At 37.4% G+C, this 18,931-nt stretch carries 16 protein-coding genes; 2 read left to right on the forward strand and 14 right to left on the reverse strand.

Annotated features, from left to right (window positions below; genetic code table 11):
• Positions 1–409: 409 nt before the first annotated feature.
• The 7 genes from AC1M9F_RS06265 to AC1M9F_RS06295 form a co-directional block, all read right to left on the reverse strand.
• A complete protein-coding gene (locus AC1M9F_RS06265) occupies positions 410–517 on the reverse strand; it encodes a DUF2474 family protein (RefSeq protein WP_155757002.1) in 108 nt (35 codons plus the stop codon).
• An 11-nt stretch (positions 518–528) separates the two neighbouring features.
• The gene (gene cydB, locus AC1M9F_RS06270; RefSeq protein ID WP_481597333.1) at positions 529–1,533 is read right to left on the reverse strand and encodes a cytochrome d ubiquinol oxidase subunit II; all 1,005 of its coding nucleotides are present in this window, start codon (positions 1,531–1,533) and stop codon (positions 529–531) included.
• Entirely contained in the window at positions 1,530–2,975 is a 1,446-nt protein-coding gene (locus AC1M9F_RS06275; RefSeq protein ID WP_481597334.1) for a cytochrome ubiquinol oxidase subunit I, read from the reverse strand. Before AC1M9F_RS06275 ends, cydB begins: the two co-directional genes overlap by 4 nt.
• 236 nt (positions 2,976–3,211) lie before the next feature.
• A complete protein-coding gene (locus AC1M9F_RS06280; protein WP_092768857.1) occupies positions 3,212–3,625 on the reverse strand; it encodes a DUF2946 domain-containing protein in 414 nt (137 codons plus the stop codon).
• A gap of 186 nt (positions 3,626–3,811) precedes the next feature.
• Positions 3,812–4,705: an MBL fold metallo-hydrolase gene (locus AC1M9F_RS06285; RefSeq protein ID WP_481597418.1), complete on the reverse strand. Its 894-nt coding sequence runs from the start codon at positions 4,703–4,705 to the stop codon at positions 3,812–3,814.
• 14 nt (positions 4,706–4,719) lie between these two features.
• The gene (locus AC1M9F_RS06290; RefSeq protein ID WP_179997938.1) at positions 4,720–5,136 is read right to left on the reverse strand and encodes a DUF6691 family protein; all 417 of its coding nucleotides are present in this window, start codon (positions 5,134–5,136) and stop codon (positions 4,720–4,722) included.
• Positions 5,137–5,553: a YeeE/YedE family protein gene (locus tag AC1M9F_RS06295; protein WP_481597335.1), complete on the reverse strand. Its 417-nt coding sequence runs from the start codon at positions 5,551–5,553 to the stop codon at positions 5,137–5,139.
• Between the two features lie 102 nt (positions 5,554–5,655).
• Between AC1M9F_RS06295 and AC1M9F_RS06300 the strand changes: the two genes are divergently transcribed.
• A complete protein-coding gene (locus AC1M9F_RS06300; protein WP_481597336.1) occupies positions 5,656–5,973 on the forward strand; it encodes a metalloregulator ArsR/SmtB family transcription factor in 318 nt (105 codons plus the stop codon).
• Positions 5,974–6,090: 117 nt separating this feature from the next.
• On the opposite strand, the gene dsbG is transcribed toward AC1M9F_RS06300, so the two are convergent.
• From dsbG to dsbD, 3 genes are read right to left on the reverse strand one after another with little or no spacing between them, the layout of a single operon-like run.
• Entirely contained in the window at positions 6,091–6,822 is a 732-nt protein-coding gene (gene dsbG, locus AC1M9F_RS06305; protein WP_481597419.1) for a thiol:disulfide interchange protein DsbG, read from the reverse strand.
• A 20-nt stretch (positions 6,823–6,842) separates the two neighbouring features.
• A complete protein-coding gene (locus tag AC1M9F_RS06310; RefSeq protein WP_481597337.1) occupies positions 6,843–7,688 on the reverse strand; it encodes a prolipoprotein diacylglyceryl transferase family protein in 846 nt (281 codons plus the stop codon).
• On the reverse strand, positions 7,688–9,649 hold the full coding sequence (gene dsbD / locus AC1M9F_RS06315) for a protein-disulfide reductase DsbD (protein ID WP_481597338.1): 1,962 nt from the start codon (positions 9,647–9,649) through the stop codon (positions 7,688–7,690). The genes AC1M9F_RS06310 and dsbD overlap by 1 nt, the downstream gene beginning before the upstream one ends.
• 1,110 nt (positions 9,650–10,759) lie before the next feature.
• Here dsbD and AC1M9F_RS06320 point away from each other — a divergent pair.
• A complete protein-coding gene (locus AC1M9F_RS06320) occupies positions 10,760–11,572 on the forward strand; it encodes a M48 family metallopeptidase (RefSeq protein WP_180028996.1) in 813 nt (270 codons plus the stop codon).
• Between the two features lie 45 nt (positions 11,573–11,617).
• Here AC1M9F_RS06320 and AC1M9F_RS06325 read toward each other — a convergent pair whose 3' ends face one another.
• From AC1M9F_RS06325 to hrpA, 4 genes are all read right to left on the reverse strand, one after another.
• The gene (locus AC1M9F_RS06325) at positions 11,618–12,445 is read right to left on the reverse strand and encodes an SDR family oxidoreductase (protein ID WP_180028997.1); all 828 of its coding nucleotides are present in this window, start codon (positions 12,443–12,445) and stop codon (positions 11,618–11,620) included.
• A gap of 469 nt (positions 12,446–12,914) precedes the next feature.
• Positions 12,915–13,685 (reverse strand): lysophospholipid acyltransferase family protein, encoded by a 771-nt coding sequence (locus AC1M9F_RS06330; RefSeq protein WP_481597339.1) that lies wholly within the window; start codon positions 13,683–13,685, stop codon positions 12,915–12,917.
• Positions 13,686–13,704: 19 nt separating this feature from the next.
• A complete protein-coding gene (locus tag AC1M9F_RS06335) occupies positions 13,705–14,820 on the reverse strand; it encodes a beta-ketoacyl-ACP synthase III (RefSeq protein WP_035270185.1) in 1,116 nt (371 codons plus the stop codon).
• Positions 14,821–14,867: 47 nt separating this feature from the next.
• Positions 14,868–18,755, reverse strand: a complete 3,888-nt coding sequence (gene hrpA / locus AC1M9F_RS06340) for an ATP-dependent RNA helicase HrpA (RefSeq protein ID WP_481597420.1) — start codon at positions 18,753–18,755, stop codon at positions 14,868–14,870.
• Positions 18,756–18,931 lie beyond the last annotated feature (176 nt).

Consider the following 18,931-nt stretch of genomic DNA (forward strand, 5'->3'; position numbering starts at 1 on the left):
CAACTCAAACCTGAACTCAGGAAACATCACTTGTCACGGGTGACTCATCTTGACGCTTTGCCAGATTGCTCCACCAGTCTGGCTTTTTTTTCACAGTAATTAGACCATGAACAACGACAATTAAATATCAGTCTCGTGATTCCTTAAAACGGCGATAGTTATGTCATAAGTGATTGAAACGATTTCACTCATCATTCTCAAAGATTCAGATGATTCTTCTAATTTTATCTTAAATCAATTGTTTAAGTAAATTTTTAAAGCGTTGTTTTAGAAGCTAAAATCCGCTTAATTGTGCCTATATCATAGTTTCTATTACCCAATTATGATCAACAACGATTAGTCGTTAGTATTTAAATTAAAAACCCATCACCTAGATGATGGGTTAATTGTTGATGTCTCAAGATTTAGATTAATACGCCCACTGGATGAGCAATCGAAATAGACCAGCAATCAATAATAGACTTAAAAAACCACCGAGCCATAAAACAATAAACCACCCTGCTTGATTCAGTTTCATTATCATTCTCCTCAGTGATAACCTTCGTCACCAACACGAACCTTGTCTCTAAATACCCAATAAGATAAAGCGGTATAAAACAATATAATTGGGATTAGAATGAGTGCACCAATGAGAGCAAATAATTGACTACTTTGAGGTGCAGCAGCTTGCCAAATCGTTACACTTGGCGGAATGATATTCGGCCATAAACTAATTAAGAAGCCCGTATACGCAAGAAATACCAAAGCCAATGTATAGATGAAAGGCGCAAACTCCTGACGACGTTTACAAGCTCTGAGCGCTAGGAAAGTGAAAATCAATACCAGTAATGGTACGGGACTGAAATACCACATTTGTGGCTGACTAAACCAACGCTGTGCAATATCGTCATGTACAAGGGGAGTATAAATACTGACAGCGCCAAATATTAGAAATAACGCGATCATAAGCTTAGGCATCAGACGGTACATATGATCTTGTACACGCTCATCTGTTTTAAAAATTAACCATCCGCAACCGAGTGTCGCGTATAAAACAACAACGCCTAAACCTGTAAAGAGTGAAAATGGAGTGAGCCAATCCAGACCACCACCCGTGAACACACCATTGGTGGTCTGTATTCCTTGAATATAAGCGCCTAAAATCACACCTTGTAAAAATGAAGCTAAAATTGAACCCCAAATAAATGCTTGGTCCCAAAGTGCTTTAGTCCGATTAGCCTTAAAACGAAACTCAAAAGCGACTCCACGAAATATAAGCGCGATCACCATTAAGGTAATGGGCATATATAATGCGGACAATACAGTCGAATAGACCAGTGGAAAAGCGGCAAATAAACCAGCTCCACCAAGTACCATCCAAGTCTCATTGCCATCCCATACGGGTGCTACAGTATTCATCATGACATCACGCTCTTGGCGATCTTTCACAAATGGAAATAAAATACCAATTCCCAAATCAAAACCATCAAGAACGACATAAATCAACACACCTAGTGCGATGATCACAATCCAAATCAATGATAAATCAATCATTTCAAATTCTCCTGATCATTCACCTTATTTGATGCTTCAAGTTGTTGTTCATTATCAATGGTACTCATCGGGCGTTTAGATGCTCGGATCACTTCGCCATCTGAATGTGGTGTTGAATAAATAAATTCTGGTCCTTTCACCATCATTTTCAACATATAAAAGATACCGATACCAAATACGATGCAGTACACCACAACAAAAATAATTAGCGTAAGTCCAACCTGTTCCGCAGAGACAGGAGATAACGCATCTTTCGTACGCATTACGCCATAGATAATCCAAGGTTGACGTCCCACCTCTGTGGTAAACCAGCCTGCCAACAATGCAATAAAACCCGAAGGCCCCATCCACAAAGCAAACTTGTGCAACCATTTTGACTCATAGAATTTTCCTGTCTTACGTAGCCATAGACCAAATACAGCCAGTAAGATCATGAGCATGCCCATACCCACCATGATTCGGAAACTCCAAAAAACGATGGTTGAATTAGGTCGATCCTCAGGAGCGAATTCTTTTAAGCCTTTAACCTCACCATTAAGAGTATGTGTCATGATAAGGCTACCCAGATTTGGAATACCAATCGCATATTTAGTTTCTTCAGCTTCCATATCTGGAATACCAAATAGATACAACGGCATACCATGATCTTTATTGGTTTCCCAATGACCTTCGATTGCAGCTAATTTAGCAGGCTGATGTTCTAAGGTATTCAATCCATGTAAATCACCCACGAACATCTGTAGTGGAGCTAAAGCAAGGATCATCCACATTGCCATCGAGAATGACTTTTTAACTAACGTATCACGGCGTCCTTTGAGTAGATGCCATGCAGCAGTTGCGGCAACCAATAAGCCTGAAACCAAGAAAGCGGCCAGTGCCATATGGGCTAATCGATAAGGAAAGGATGGGTTAAAGACAATCGCGAACCAATCTTGGGGAACGATTATTCCATTTTCAAATGCAAAGCCTTGAGGTGTTTGCATCCAGCTATTAGATGACAGAATCCAAAACATGGATATACATGTTCCTATTGCCACCATTAAGGTTGCAAAAAAATGCGTCTTTGGTCCAACTCGCCCCCAGCCAAACAACATGATACCGAGGAAACCAGCTTCTAAGAAAAACGCACTGAGCACTTCATAAGTTAGCAATGGTCCGGTGACACTACCAGCTATACGTGAAAATTCACTCCAGTTGGTTCCAAACTGATAGCTCATCACCACGCCTGAAACGACACCCATACCAAATGAAAGTGCGAATATTTTTATCCAAAATTTAAACAGATCTCGATAAACAGGATCATTCGTTTTAAGCCAACGCCATTCGAGCACAGCCAAAAAACTTGCCAATCCAATCGAAATTGCTGGAAAGATAATGTGAAATGAAACAGTGAATGCAAATTGTATACGCGCCAATTCGAGCGCTGTTAGTCCTAGATCCATGAGGTCACCTTATCATTGAATTTTGTGGTGAATGTTGTTCTTCAATGAGTTTAAAACTACAGTCAGAATTACATTGTAGATGTCATGTATCATTCCGATAACACGCGATTTTAAATTCACTTTTTTGAGGATGAGTGAATACCGTCTGTTAGCTACAGACTGTTTAAAGATTTTTTTCATAAGATTGAACTCTAAATAAATTGATTAAGATCAAAATGATCCAAGGTTTAAATCAATTAGAGTCCAAAAGGTGGCGCTCGGCCTTGAGGCAGAAGATAGAGCTTCTGTAGAGAAAAATAGACATGCCAAAAAGAATTGCGGTAGAAGCTCAACTTGACTTGTAAGCGATCAAAAATTTCTTTTACACCAAAATCAAATGGTAAGACGAGGTCTCCATACACAGTGCAATATTGGCATTGGTGAGTAATTTGATTATGGTCGTGATGATGTTCGTTTTCACTCAAATGGTGGACGAGATCGTGATAAGTCTCATGAACATGCTGATGGCGTTCTGGAGAAAGTAAATTATGCATAATAGACATGCATACCGGAGCGACATGAAATTTCTCCGGTAAGATCGGTTGTAAATAAACCGCTAGTTGTAATAACACCGTTGCAAATGCAATGATGAGTCCACTAGATCTTAGCAAAATTTCCTCTCAACTCTTTTCAATAAAGAGTGTTTAGAAACATAGAAAAAAAATCAAGTTAATAACCGACTAGGCTGATCAACTTTCATACTTAACTATACGCCTATTGAACTTGTTTTTAAAGCCTTTTCAATTTTATACATAACATGTATTTATAATATCTATAAAAATTAAAGTAGCTAAATTTTATGATTTGAAAAAATTTAAAGGGATTTTCAAATAAGATACTCCATTGTGTTCAGTGGGCGGAAATTTGCCACCGTTTATATTAATTTGAATGGCTGGTAAAATGAGCTTTGGCATCCCCAATGTCGCGTCACGGTTATTGCGCATTTCCACAAAATCATTCTTTTTTGAATCAATTCGAATGTGTATATTCGATTTTTTTTGCGTTCTTATATCCGTTTGACACATATATTGGTGTCGATTTTCTGGTAAATAATCGTGACATAGATATACACGCATATGATCAGGCAGTTGATAAAGCTTCTGAACTGAATCAAATAATTCTGCTGCACTGCCCCGTGGAAAATCACATCGTGCTGTACCATAGTCTGGCATAAATATAGTATCACCCACGAAAACTGCATCACCTATCACATAACTAAGACAAGCAGGTGTATGACCAGGCGTTGGAATATTGTAGGCTTCAATTTCTCCAATTTTGAAACACTCATGATCTTTAAATAAATAATCGAATGGTTGCTGTGCGTTTATTGCCTTAATATCCAATTGATAAATTGAGCCAAATGTTTCTTGTACAATTCCAATATGATGACTCATGGCAATTTTGCCACCTAGCTTTGATTTTAAATATTGCGCAGCGGTCAAATGATCAGCATGCACATGTGTTTCTAAAATCCACTCAACCTTGTAATGCTGTTCATGTATGTATTGAATAATCTGGTTAGCATGTTCCGTCGTTGTTGTCGCAGAAGCAGCATCAAAATCTAAAACACTATCGATAATGGCACAACTTAATGTCACAGGATCAGCCACGACATAACTAAATGTATTGGTATTTTGATCAAAAAAATCTTTAATTAGCGGCTTGATTTGATCTTGAGTGGCGTCTTTCATCACTAGTTTCATAACTATGCCCCCATCCATTTACGGTGAATTAAAACTCCTATCAACATCGCAATCACAAAATAGAGTGATTGATAATGCCCTAAACCAATCAATGTTAATCCTGGTGCTGGACAGATACCTGCGATGCCCCAGCCTATCCCAAACAAGCTAGCACCTATAATGAGCTTGTTATCAAGCTGATTGCTCTTTGGTAGATCAATAGTCTCATTGAATAGAGTTAAAGGTTTTTCACTTCTGGTTACGATCTGAAAGGGTATGAATGCCACGACAATGGCACCCATCATGACAAATGCCAAACTTGCATCCCACTCACCGAATAAATCAAGAAAATTAAGAACTTTTTCAGGGTTCGACATTCCAGATAACATGAGCCCCACGGAAAAAAGTGAGCCAAACAAAAAAGCAAAAAGGTTTTTCATTTAGAATGCTCCTGTGACATGTCGAATTAAATAAACCGTTATAAAGCCTGTCAGCATAAAACTTAGTGTTGCCACAATAGATCTTTTGGACAATCTACTTAAACCACAAATGCCATGCCCACTTGTACAGCCAGAACCTAAACGTGTTCCAAATCCAACTAAAATACCTGCCACGATCATCATGAATGGACTTGCTTCGAGTTCAATTTCAGGCTGAACCCAAATACCATAGATAAACGGTGTGATGATGAGACCCATTAAAAACCACAATGCTGGTGTTTTGAAAACTTTATGCGGATTTAGTACTTGACCGATTAAACCACTAATCCCTGCTATTCGACCATTCACATATAAGTATCCAACCACAGATAAACCGAGTAGTGCTCCACCTAAAAAAGCAATCACAATATCATGCATAACAATTTACTTATTTACAATATATTTTTTTATATTATATAATTTTGAAAAATAATCAAGATGCTTTAACATACGCATCCTTCTGTTTCAAAGGAACATCTAATGCAATCTGATGTTGAATTCAATCAAATGGATTTTTCACAAGTTGATCAAGTCAGCGATCGACTTAAAGTCCTGTCGAATCCTGATCGCTTAAAGATACTTTGTATTTTAGTAGATGGTGAATTGAACGTTCAGGAAATTGAGAATCGAACTCAAATCTTTCAACCCACGCTTTCACAACAGTTAACCGTATTACGTAAAGCTGAAATGGTGGTGACTCGTCGTGAAGGTAAACAAATTTTTTATCAAGTGAGTGATCCTAAAGTCCTCACCATTATACAATCGCTTTATCGCTTATATTGCGATCCTACTTCATAATCTTGCAATTCTTTCAGTTTTGGATATAAGACTCAAATACGATCATATTCTCCATGCAAATGACCATGTATTAAATTTTAAAGTTTTGTATTCAATAGTACTAAAGTCCAAAAAATTCTATTTTTCAAAAACTTCTTGCAAGTCTTTTGCCATTCCTTGCATAGACTTAAACTCTCCTTGTTGATTTTTCCATACCATAGCTGGCGTGGAAAAAAATCCATATTTATCCATGAGTGACTCGTTATAGTCGATTTTTTCATGTAAAGATTTTGATATATTTTGCGTAACAACTAATCGCTCTTTACCTTTCTTTTTATTGTAGTCATTAAATACTTTAGCAGGATCACTTGAGTTAAGTATGGTGACAATCTGCCCTCGACTTTCTTCTCGAATTACACCAACTTGTATATGTCGAAGTTGAACTTTTCCCGAGTTTACCCATGGTCGTGCAGCTTCCCAAAATTGATGGCAATATGGGCAGTTAGGATCTGAAAATACATAAACAACGCGTGCTGCTGTATTTTCACCATCTTGAATCCAAGTCGACTTTTCAATGCTCTTCCATACATCATCTAACACAGCGTCTTTGACATGTGTATTTAATGCTTCAATAGAAATATTTTCACCTTGAGCATTATATAAATCACCCATAATGTAATATTTCTGATCATTAGAAATAAAAACCGTGCCTGGATGTTGGTTCATATGCCCTCCCCAGCCTGTCATACCTGCTGGTGCTGGAATTTCTTTTACAAACTCAAAGCCCTCTACTGAAATCTGCTTTTTTAAATCCGCATAACTGACGCTACTTATTAAAAATACGCTAGACAACAATATTAATTTATTTATATCTTTCATACCCTTTAGCTCTACTCAGCTGTCATTTTAATTAAATATTCTTGCAATTTTGCAGCGCTTAACTCACCCATATGTCTATCCACCAATTTACCTTTTTCATCGTAAAACAATGTAGTTGGCAAGCCAAAACTATTGCTCTGCTTGGGCATTTCCCCATTTACATCAAGTCTGACATTTTTAAAGTTGAAGCTGTGTTTTTGTAAATAGTTTTGAACCGTTGTGATATCTTCACCTTGATTGAGCATCACAAAATGAATATTGGGATGAGCCTTTTGTGCTTGAAAAAGTATTGGCATCTCTCTATGACATGGCGGGCACCAACTCGCCCACAAATTAACGACTGTAGGCTGACCCAAAAAATCTGTGAAATACCCTTCATTCTTATTTTCACTATGATCAGTTGGGAGTATCTGAAAACTTAGGTCAGGATAATAACTTTCAACCTTGTATTGAATTTTTATCATTACGCCAATCGCTACCCAAAATAAAAACACCCCAACTAAAATGATTTTCATTTTTGTTCGTAAGCTTCGATTGAGAATGATATAGCTTAGCCCACCGAAGAATAATCCACTCCATAAGCTAAATCCTTTATCTTGGATATTGAGTATATCTAAAGGATTTTCAATATAAATCTCCCAATAGAACATAACAAAGATGACTCTAGCGGCAACTGCTCCAATAATGATGCTTGTCCACACTGAATCTTTACTGATTTTGACTTGGGTATCAGTCCATTTATAGTGATGACCTAAAACATTGATCAGGATACTGATGAACAGTATCCCACTGAATAGAATCAATAAAACCCATGGAAACATGAGTGATCCAAGTTGAATCCCATCAAATGAAATCATTACTGAACCATCCCGACAGATTGTTCCTGCAATCGATTTAATAACTGTGTTGCAGTAAAAGTGCCAGTCAAGCGCAGATCACGTATTTCATCATGTTGCGTATTTAAAAAAATAAATGTTGGCGGACCTAAAATTTGCCATTTTTTTAACAGTTCATCTTGGCTTGGTTCAAAATGAGTGAGATCTAATTTAATTAAAACCAACTCATTGAGTTTGGCTTGAACATCTTCACGCGGAAGTACCTCTTTTTCTATCGGTTGACATGCAACACACCAATCTGCGTAAACATCAATTACTACGGCTTTACCTTGATTTGCGTTCAAAACATTTGAAAGCTGAGCGGCAGAGTTGACTTTATGCCATGTATGTAATGTTTTGGCCTGCGTTACAAGCGAGTACGTATACCCTTGCTGCACATAATTCACTCCTAAAAACATCATGCCAAGACTGAGTAATATGATGATGCTTTTAACCACTATTTTTTCGACATAAGGTCGCATTTTCCAGAGTAAATATACAGCGAATCCAAGAAGTAAAAGACCCATCAGAATTTGATAAATACTGGTTGGGATAAGTGGCCGTGCAAAATAAATGGCCACAAGCAACATCACGAAACCAAAACAGACCTTGAGTCGATCCATCCATACCCCAGGTTTAGGTAAAAAATGCGTCCCGAAAACTGCCGCAATAAAAAGCGGCAAACCAATCCCAATGCCCAAAACAAAAAGATAAGTCGCCCCTAATAAAGGTTGGTTCATCTGTGAGACAAATATCAATGCTCCAGCCAACGGAGCACTCATGCAGGGTCCAACTATCAGTGCAGAAATCACCCCCATGAGTCCTGCACCGATCAATGTTCCACCTTTTTGTTTTTGTTGCCAAAGATCTAAGCGTTGTAACATTCCTTGAGGTAAAGAGATTTGAAATGCACCAAAAAGATTAAGGGCAAAAATAATAAACAGGAGACTAAAAATACTGATGAAGATCGGACTTTGAAACCAACGCTGAAAACTATAGCCCAGTTGAGAAACAACGAATCCCATTAATGCATAAACGATAGCCATCCCTGTGACAAAAATAAAAGCTATTACCGCGGCACGATAACCTCTGTGATTTTGCACAAGAATGCCTGATAAAATCGGAATTAAGGGCAATGAACAAGGCAAGAATGCCAACAATATTCCAAGTCCTAAAAACACCAATAAATTAAGCCCTACACTTTGTTGAGAGAGCAAATTTAAAAAAAAAAGATCGTTGTTCCATACACTCGAAAATCTCGCTGGCCTATTCAGATTTTCTTTAGATAAATTTGCATCTAGTGTGGTTTGATCCTCACTGATTAAATTATTTTCCCCAAATTCGTTTTTATCTCGCTCAAGCGCAGTAGCGTTAAAATTTTTACGATCTGAGACTGTATTATTATCCTTTGAAATGAGTTGTGTTTCTGTTTTTGGTGAAGCATTTTCTTGTGCATCTCGAGTATTTACTACTCCATTAGATGCCGCTGAAATTTCATTGAGATTTAAAACTTTCTTAGCTTGTGTAGTTTGCTGCGCTGGGAATAAACCTGTGCTGTCAGTTGTTATCGTTGTTCTTTGAATCGGATAACATAAACCACTTTCAGCACATCCTTGCCATTGAATCTTAAATTCTTGATTTGGTTTGACTGGAATATTGCTGATTACATCCTGATAATGCACTTGGGTCATACCAAAGTTTGGATCATCTTTCTCTTTTGGGCGTGGTAGAGATAACTTTACAGGACCTTGAATGTCCGAAACTTTGATTTGATCATGATAGAGATAGTAACCATCTGCGATCTTCCATTTTAGTTCAGCTTGATGATGACTGACTGATACTGCCTCAAATTGAAATGCTTGATCTGGTGGTAGAAAATCTGCAAATGCAAAACTACTCACCAAAGAACCAAGCAATAAACTACCCTTAAACCACTTATTCATATTGACTGTATCAGTTCCTGTCTAGTCGTTCAAAGTTCAAAGAATGAATTAAGAAAGCGTGATAAAACAAATGCCGCTTCAACGCCAATCGTCACTCGAGATCGCTCATACATTTGTACTCGCCCTAACATGAACTTTATATCGCAAAAAATCTCATTATTCCGTTGGAATTCTTTAAATATTTCTGTTGATCACCTTGGCACACCGTTTGTGATTGAGACTTTACTCGAACCACGAAAGAAACCCTCATTTGATTCACCGAGTACTCAACATCAAGATTAATCATTCTTTCAAAATACGATGCGATTGAATGACGAGTACTGAAAACTCAAGTTCAGGTTAAACACCTTTAAAATTGAGCGAATTAATACACTCATATTGACTGAAGACATAATAAGTTTAGATGAATTTATTTTAAAGTGTTCTGTTGCATCGATTGGCTAGGATAAGCAGCATGCGCATATTAATGATGCTCAGACCTTATCAAAAATCAAACAGGCCTTATAACACTGTGATCAAAAAAATTCGTGGTTATAAATCATATAATTAGTCCACCCAAATTTAATTAAAATACCCAACGATAATATGTGTGAATTAAATCACAAAATACACCAATTCAATGTAAGAAAAGCTTCACAATATAAGAATTAATTTTTAATAGCCTTGAATGAAATTCCAAAATGTTTCGTTATGAGTTATTTATCAATATTCAATTAAAATATTGAGAATTTATTCTCACATTAAACTAAATTCGAAAACAAAATCACATTCAAATATTTAAAAAAACAATGATAAAACATAAGATACTGATTTTTATATACTATTAATTTTAATAAATATTAATCCAACCACCAATAATATAATAAAAGTATAATAAAATACAATATATATATAAATAAAATAATTTATCTAAATAATAAAATAACGAATTAATAAATATTAATGTGACAAAAATCTCATTATAACCACCATGATATTAATTAGTTCAAATTAATAGTTAAAATAATGTTTGTTTAATTAATCTAAATACTGAACAATAATTAAACACGAAATCTGGCCATTAAAAATCAAGTCAGCTTTCAAATAATATCCCATCATTAAGGTGTAATTATGAAATCCTTCGCGTTTGGTATTATAAGTTCAATTGCATTAATCTCGACTGGCTGTGTTTCAACCACATCATTAGGCACTGTAGCTTCCGAACGTAAACAACTCATGATTATTCCAGAATCAGCTTGGAATAAAATTTCAAACCGTAGCTATAATAAATTTGAAAAGAAAGCGAAGACTAAGTCTTTATATCTTGAAGATCCACGTTTAAATCAAATTTTGGCACGTTTAATTCCACATGCTAATCAATATTTACGTGAAGGTCGTCAACCAATTCAATGGCGAATTAACGGTGTGCTCAGTAGCAAACCTAATGCCCAATCCTTTCAAAGTGGGCAAATTGTAGTTAATTCGGCTGTATATATGTTTGAAAACTTATCTGATGACGAGTTAGCCACCCTAATTGCGCATGAAATGGCACACATTATCCGTAATCATAGTCGTGAAAAGGCTTCTCGTTTCGCAGCAATGAATTTGGGTCTAATGGGTGCAACCATGGGAACTGGGGCTGCCATCGGGCTTGCAAGTGGTTTATCTGGTAATCAAACCAATATGTCTCATCGCCGTCATCTAGAAGAAGAAGCTGATTTGATTGGTTTAGATTTGATGGTGAGAGCGGGCTACAATCACAATGCAGCACTCTCATTTTGGGATAAATTCGAAGCTAATCTCAACAAACGTAAAATGAATAAAGATCAATCAACTTTGTTTGCAAGTCATCCGAGCAATGACCAACGTAAAGCATTCTTAACTGAACAAGTCATGCAGATCGAGATGTATCAAAAGGATGTCAACCTTACTGCATTACGATAATTTAGTATAAATAATAAAGCCCAACGCTATGTTGGGCTTTCTCATTTATGGATCAACAAATAAATCGACCATCAATTCCTCATCTGATGGCTCAACTCGATATTTTTCGAAATCAGTTTCACCTTTCTCTCTTAATATCTCTTCATCGATCATCATACGACCCGTGATCGAACGTTTCTCACTCGTCAAGATTGCATACGCTGCATCAGCCATGATTGCCGGTGTCCGAGCCTTGCTAAATAACTCACGTCCACCGAGAGAAAATTCTATCGCTGCAGTTGCAATAATGGTTCTAGGCCACAAGGCATTAACACTTATCCCATAACGTTCGAATTCTTGATTCATTCCCATGGTCAACATACTCATGCCATATTTACTGATGGTGTAAGGAGAATGAACCGCAAACCACGATTCTTTTAAATTTAAAGGTGGAGAGAGACTAAGAATGTGTGGATTTTGACTTTGTTTTAAATAAGGCAAGGCAGCTTGACTACAGACCATAACGGCGCGAGTATTCACTTGATACATGAGATCAAAACGATTTGGATCAAGCGTTTCAACCCCACTCAAATTAATCGCACCAGCATTATTAATGAGGACATCTATCCCACCAAAATGTTCAGCAGCCTGTTTCATTGCGGCTGCGACAGCATCTTGATCTCGTACATCAAGTTGGATCGCTAATGCTCTCCCACCAGCTGCTTCTATTTCTTTTGCAACAGAATGAATCGTACCACTGAGTTTCGAATGTTCAGTGCTCGTTTTTGCAGCAACCACAATATTTGCACCATCTTTTGCAGCTTTAAGTGCAATCTCACGACCGATACCTCTGCTTGCACCTGTAATGAACAGTGTTTTTCCTTGTAGTGTCATAATCCCTCTGTGTTATTTTGTTTTTGAGTTTTCAATGTACAAAAAAAAAGCACTTATGCAAAATTTCTTTATGAACCTCTAAGTCGTAGAAGCATACATTTTGCAATTACAAAATTAGAATTGTTTTGATAGCATGCTAAAAAATTTAAATAACATTCTGTTTTTATTAATTTTTAAAAAACCAACTATAGTTGCATTTTGTGCCAAAAATTCACCTTTGATTTTCAAACTTAATTTGTGTGAAATTTAAAAAGTGAAAATCGCTCTTATACGCCTATTATTATTCTGAGATAAAAAAAAGCCCAAGGAGGAGTACAATCTTTGGGCTTAGTAAACTGAATATTTACATTAAAATAATATACCTAATTGATATAAAATAGAAAGCACTAATTTATTTTTTTAATATTATTTTAAAAATATTTTTATAATCAACAATATAATTAGATTAAGAAGTATAATTTTCTAAGATTTAACTTTGTCTATCTCGTATCAACTGCGTTGATGCAATATTTTCGTAAATTGTTTGCTGCAATTGATCTCTAAATTCAATCAAATCTTGTTCTGTTTTGATATTTGAGATTGATTGTCGTGGTAAAAAATTGAAATAGAATGGGACTCTTTTAGGAATAATATTTTTGGGTATTGAAGGCAAGACATCACCTTGACGGAGTAATTTTCCAATTTTAGGAACAGCTAAAAGCTTTTTAAACCACTTTTTTTCAAGTAAATAATTTGCATCAAGTGCCAAATCGAATACTTCATCACCACCTACAGCTACAAAAGGTGCAATGTCATAGTCAAATTCTTGAGCTAACTTTAAGAAGCCGTAGCGCTCTTTCCATATGAGTTGATATTCTTCCCCTTTGCGCTTTACGACCTCACGCCCACCACCTGGAAAAACTAAGATAGAATATCCTTGTTGCATTGCATCTCTGGCGTATTCTCTTAGCCCCTCAATTGCACCCATTTTATGAACCATATCTTTCCAATACGGTATTTTGAAATGAATGTGATCACCTAAACTCACAATTTTAATTTTGTGCTCTGTATATAGATAATCAATCAAAATTGGCGTATCAAATACGCCATAAATTGTATGATTACCCACATACATGGCAGGTCGATCAGCATTGAGATGTTCAACACCAAGAAAGGTCGGTTTAAAATAAAAACGTTGCAACAAACTACCATATCTGATCATTTTAGAATGGTGTTGGATTTGCAATGCTTTATTTTCCATTGAACATCTCTTTATCTAATTAAGCTACTCGCTTCTGAACCAGTATCGAACCAACAGAATAACCCGCACCAAATGAACATAATACGCCGTATTCACCATCATTCACTTGATCAGCAGTTCGGTGTAACGCAATGATGACACCAGCTGAAGAAGTGTTTGCAAACTCGTCTAAAATGATTGGAACTAAGTCTGGATCTGCTTCAGCAGCAGCTTTACCCACAACCAGCTTTAAAATTAACTCGTTCATGCTGGCATTGGCTTGATGTAACCAGAAACGTTTAACATTCGTTGGTTCGATTTGGTTTTTCTCAAGTTGCTTTGTAATCATTTTCGCAACCAATGGGCATACTTCTTTAAACACTTTACGGCCATCTTGACGGAAGCGTTTATCATCCGCATTGGTTGTTTCACTTGGATTCAAGAAACCAAAATTATTACGAATGTTATTAGAGAATTGCGTAAACAATTGCGTATCTAAAATTTCGAATCCAGTTTTAGAATCTGTATCTTCGATAATTGAAGCTGTCGCTACATCACCAAAAATGAAATGACAATCACGTGAACGATAATCTGTATGACCTGATGTGATTTCCACATTGACCAAGAGCACACGACGAGCACCAGACTTGATCGCATCATAAGCTTGTTTTAAGCCAAATGTTGCAGCAGAACAAGCAACATTCATGTCATAAGCATAACCTTGAATGCCCAATGCAGTTTGAATTTCAATAGCAACCGCAGGATATGCACGTTGCATATTTGAACAAGCCAATATTACAACATCAATGTCTTCAGCAGTTACACCGGCATTTTCCATTGCTTGTTTTGAAGCGATCACACCCCACTCAGCTTGAAGTGAAATTTCATCATCTGATCGTTCTGCTAAGTTTGGACGTAAACGATTAGGATCTAATACGCCTTCCTTCTCTACAACATAACGTGCTTTAACACCTGAAGCCTTCTCAATAAATTCTGCACTTGATCCACGGCGTGCTTCGATTTCGCCCGCAGCAATTTTTTCAGCATTCTCTTGATTAAACTTTTCTACATAAGCATTTAAACTTTCAACCAATTCTTCATTGGTGATGACATGTTCAGGATGGAATAAGCCAGTGCCTGTAATACGAATGCCCATGCAAAACTCCTTTTTTGAGTAACTCAATATTTCAAATTAAAGCTATATTAACTGATTCCGAGACGTTCCCATACTTTTTGAATACGGTTTGGCGAAATTGGCATCTTGGTTTTCATCGGTTGAGAGAATAATGAGATTCTCAGTTCTTCAACCATAAAATATAACTCTTTCAATTTCTGATCATTTTTATATTTAAATAATTTTTCCATCCAAGGATCGACTTGAGCAATCGCATCATCATCTCGTTTGAGATTATGAGGCAAACGATCAATCCTGATCAATAAAGCTTTAAGATAGCGTGGAAATTCAATCCACACGTCTACAGATTTACTATAAGCAAAATCCGCTAAACTCATTAGATCAAGTTGATCTTCAATATCATCGATATTTTTACCAAATACATTGGCATCAATCATCATCAACTCGCGTCGAATTTGTTGCCATTGTACATAAATGTCATTAAAGGCAGCCAAAACCTTTTGACCATGCGTCAGGAAAGACTGCTTGACAGCCTGCAGAATTGTTTGGAAATCTTGCGCATCTACAGGCTCTTTCTCTAAAGCCATTTGCAATGTTGCGTAAACTAACATTTGTTCTAACTGAGCTTTATCACCCAAAGGGGAATAGGCTAATGCGAGTGGTTTAGAAATTTGTTTTTTAAGCTGTCGAATCAAATCACCTAGCTGCATATGAATCAGGCGAATAATACCAGCACGATGATGGCGTATCGCTTCATGCTGATCATTAAACGTTTGAATGACAACACCTGACTCATCCTTTTGCTCAAGCTTAGAAAATTCCTTGCTTGGTACAAGTGCTTGATATTGTTTGACGACGACACCTGTGACTTTTTGCGATGCTTCAAACACAAAATGCTCAGGGAAAGTTTGATACTCACCTTTTAACTGCTTGACTGGACTATGCGTTTCAGTACGACAGCGTGCTTTTAATTCTGATAAATCGCGACCTTGCTCAATCACTCGCCCTTTTTCATCGATGACTTTTATGAGCGGTAAAAGATATTGTTCAATTCGATCTACATTAAAATCTTTTTCAGTGATCTGTTCGCCTCTCAATTGAAAAGCTAAAAAACTAAAAATATGCTTTTGTAAATCTTGCGCATCTATTTTGGACATCAGTTTACGCGCAGTATCTGGTATAGGTACCAAGCCACGACGCTTATCTTTTGGAAGAGCTTTTAATAGTGCTTCAATCAAATCAAGACGCCAACCTGGAATGCCCCATGACCATAAGTTTTCATCTACTTGTGGCAGGGCCTGTAGTGGAATCTTGACCGTCGCACCATCTTCATCATGACTTGGGTCAAATCGATAACTTGCCGCTAAACGAAGGTCCCCATTACGTAAGTAATCAGGAAACTGTTGGGTAGTTGGACGATCGTTAAGCCACAAAGCATCGTCATCGATGAACAAATAACGTGGATTTTGAGGCTCAACTGTTGCACGCCAATCTTCAAAACTACGCCGACTCGCTACATCTGCAGGCACTTTTGCAGCATAAAACTGATAAATCGTCTCTTCGTCTACCACCAAATCACGACGTCGCAATTTGTCTTCAACTCGCTCAACCTCTTCTAGTTTAAGCAAGTTATGTTTTAAAAATGGTGGTGTAATCCCCAGATGACCCGTCGTTAAAGCATCGCGAAGGAAAATTTCATGCGCTGCAGTTTGATCGACCTTTTCATAATTGATTTGACGCTTAGGTTCAATAATCAAACCAAACAGTGAAATTTGATCATATGCGTTAACTACACCTGCTTTTTTCGACCAATGCGGTTCAAAGTAATGATGTTTCACTAAATCACGTGCAGCTAGCAAAATCCACTCAGGCTCAATTTTTGCCAGTGTTCGTAAATACACCTGAGAGGTTTCTACCATCTCAAATGCCATGACCCATGGTGTATTGGTTTTGTGTAAGGTCGATGCAGGAAATATACGTGCCTTTTGTTGACGCACTGCCATGAATACATTGCGTTCATCTGTTTTATTTGCAATGAATGACAATAGTCCCGTGAGTAAAGCTCTGTGAAGATTTTCGTAACTGGTTTTCTTTTCATTAAAAGAAAGCTTTAAGCCTTGAGCAAGATCAACCAGTTGCTCATGTGTTTTTTTCCATTCTCTCAAGCGTAACCAACTCAAGAAATGATTACGTGCAAATGTGCGACGCTTATTTTCACTCATCTCCCGATTTGCAACCAACGCATCCCATAATTTGAGATAGAACAGAAAGTCAGAGTCGGCTTCACGAAACAAGGCATGCTTCTGATCCGCTTGCATTTGTTTATCAGCAGGACGCTCTCTTGGATCCTGAACAGCTAACGCTGCCACGATAATCAATACTTCATTGAGCGCCCCAAAATGAGCCCCCCCCAAAATCATACGTGCGAGTCTTGGATCAATTGGCATTTTTGCCATTTGTTGACCAATTTTGGTGAGAGAATCGCCTTTGCCTTGAAGTCCACCTTTATCTAAATATGAGGCTGTTTTAGCCGCAAGAGAAGGATTACTCTTTTCCGTCATCGCCCCGAGTTCAATCAGCAGTTTACGACCATCATTGACGAGACGATGATCAGGCGGTTCAATAAAGTCAAAATCTTCGAGTGTTCCAAGACCTAAACTCTGCATCTGCAAAATAACAGATGCCAAATTAGTACGTTTGATTTCAGGTTCAGTAAATTCGGGACGACTTAAAAAGTCTTCTTCTGAATACAGTCGAATACACACACCCGGTGCAATACGACCACAACGACCTTTACGCTGATTGGCTGCTGCTTGAGAAATCGCTTCAATCGGTAAACGCTGAACACGCGAACGGTAGTTATAACGAGAGATACGTGCAAAACCACTATCAATGACGTAACGTATGTTTGGAACGGTCAATGCAGTTTCCGCAACGTTGGTGGCAATAATGATACGCCGTCCACCACCTGCAGGATTAAAAATCTTTTGTTGTTCAGATAACGCTAGTCTCGCATACAAAGGTAGAACTTCTGTATGACGAGGTCCATGTTTGATTAAAGTTTCCTGTAGCTCACGAATCTCTTGTTCCGTACTGGCAAAAATCAAAATATCTGCGTGTTCAGGATGACCTTTTTCCTGTGCATCTTTGAAACATTCTTCAACAGCTGATACTACTGCGCGCGGTAGGTTTTCTTCAAAGTCATCAAACTCATCATCATCACTCCCTACAATACTCATTTCAGAGATCGGACGATAACGCACTTCTACAGGAAAACTACGACCTTCAACCTCAAAGATCGGTGCGTTATTGAAGTAACTTGAAAAACGATTAACGTCTAAAGTTGCAGATGTGATGATGACTTTAAGATCTTTACGACGTGGCAAGAGCTGTTTTAAATAGCCCATGATGAAGTCAATATTGAGCGAGCGCTCATGTGCTTCATCAATAATAATGGTGTCATATTTGGTTAAGAAACGATCATGAGCCAATTCAGCCAGCAAAATACCATCTGTCATTAAACGAACGATAGAGTCCTGTGAACCCTGTTCGTTAAACCTTACTTTAAATGAAATAGACTCACCGAGTTTTTCACCCACCTCTTCTGCAATACGTTGCGATACACTGCGCGCAGCTAATCGTCGTGGCTGGGTATGACCAATTAACCCTGTTAAACCACGCCCCGCAAGCATGGCTATCTGAGGAAGCTGAGTTGTTTTACCTGAACCTGTTTCACCCGCAACGATAATGACCTGATGTTTTTGAATGGCCTCAATCAATTTGTCTGCATATTGGGTAACAGGTAAATCTTGATTAAGTTTGATATTAGGAATGCGTTGAATACGCTGTTGTACTTTTAAATTTGATTTTTCAAAAAGTTCTTGATATTGCTTTTCATTGGCATCTTTTCCTTTGCGTAGTCGATTTAAACGATGAAGATCTCGTGCCATCACCATTTGTTCTACATTTAACCCTATCGTTGCCAAGTTTTAGCCCTATATCAATTACGAAACGCTTTATTCTACTCATTTTCAAAAATTATCCCAAATCTGAATCGGACTATTTTTTTAGATTAAATGAGAATATAAAGCTTAAAATGATCTTATGTTGAAATAGAAACATGTCAGCCGTG

It is taken from the genome of Acinetobacter sp. ANC_7504, assembly GCF_056779995.1.

Excerpts from the sequence above, each read along its gene's own strand:
- AC1M9F_RS06335 (WP_035270185.1), bottom strand. The coding sequence starts at position 14,820 with ATGGGCATTCGTATTACAGGCACTGGCTTATTCCATCCTGAACATGTC.
- AC1M9F_RS06295 (WP_481597335.1), bottom strand. The coding sequence starts at position 5,553 with ATGCATGATATTGTGATTGCTTTTTTAGGTGGAGCACTACTCGGTTTA.
- AC1M9F_RS06310 (WP_481597337.1), bottom strand. The coding sequence starts at position 7,688 with ATGATTTCATTTGATGGGATTCAACTTGGATCACTCATGTTTCCATGG.
- dsbD (WP_481597338.1), bottom strand. The coding sequence starts at position 9,649 with ATGAATAAGTGGTTTAAGGGTAGTTTATTGCTTGGTTCTTTGGTGAGT.
- AC1M9F_RS06325 (WP_180028997.1), bottom strand. The coding sequence starts at position 12,445 with ATGACACTACAAGGAAAAACACTGTTCATTACAGGTGCAAGCAGAGGT.
- AC1M9F_RS06320 (WP_180028996.1), top strand. The coding sequence starts at position 10,760 with ATGAAATCCTTCGCGTTTGGTATTATAAGTTCAATTGCATTAATCTCG.
- AC1M9F_RS06300 (WP_481597336.1), top strand. The coding sequence starts at position 5,656 with ATGCAATCTGATGTTGAATTCAATCAAATGGATTTTTCACAAGTTGAT.
- AC1M9F_RS06275 (WP_481597334.1), bottom strand. The coding sequence starts at position 2,975 with ATGGATCTAGGACTAACAGCGCTCGAATTGGCGCGTATACAATTTGCA.
- AC1M9F_RS06265 (WP_155757002.1), bottom strand. The coding sequence starts at position 517 with ATGAAACTGAATCAAGCAGGGTGGTTTATTGTTTTATGGCTCGGTGGT.
- AC1M9F_RS06290 (WP_179997938.1), bottom strand. The coding sequence starts at position 5,136 with ATGAAAAACCTTTTTGCTTTTTTGTTTGGCTCACTTTTTTCCGTGGGG.
- AC1M9F_RS06285 (WP_481597418.1), bottom strand. The coding sequence starts at position 4,705 with ATGAAAGACGCCACTCAAGATCAAATCAAGCCGCTAATTAAAGATTTT.
- cydB (WP_481597333.1), bottom strand. The coding sequence starts at position 1,533 with ATGATTGATTTATCATTGATTTGGATTGTGATCATCGCACTAGGTGTG.
- hrpA (WP_481597420.1), bottom strand. The coding sequence starts at position 18,755 with ATGGTGATGGCACGAGATCTTCATCGTTTAAATCGACTACGCAAAGGA.
- AC1M9F_RS06330 (WP_481597339.1), bottom strand. The coding sequence starts at position 13,685 with ATGGAAAATAAAGCATTGCAAATCCAACACCATTCTAAAATGATCAGA.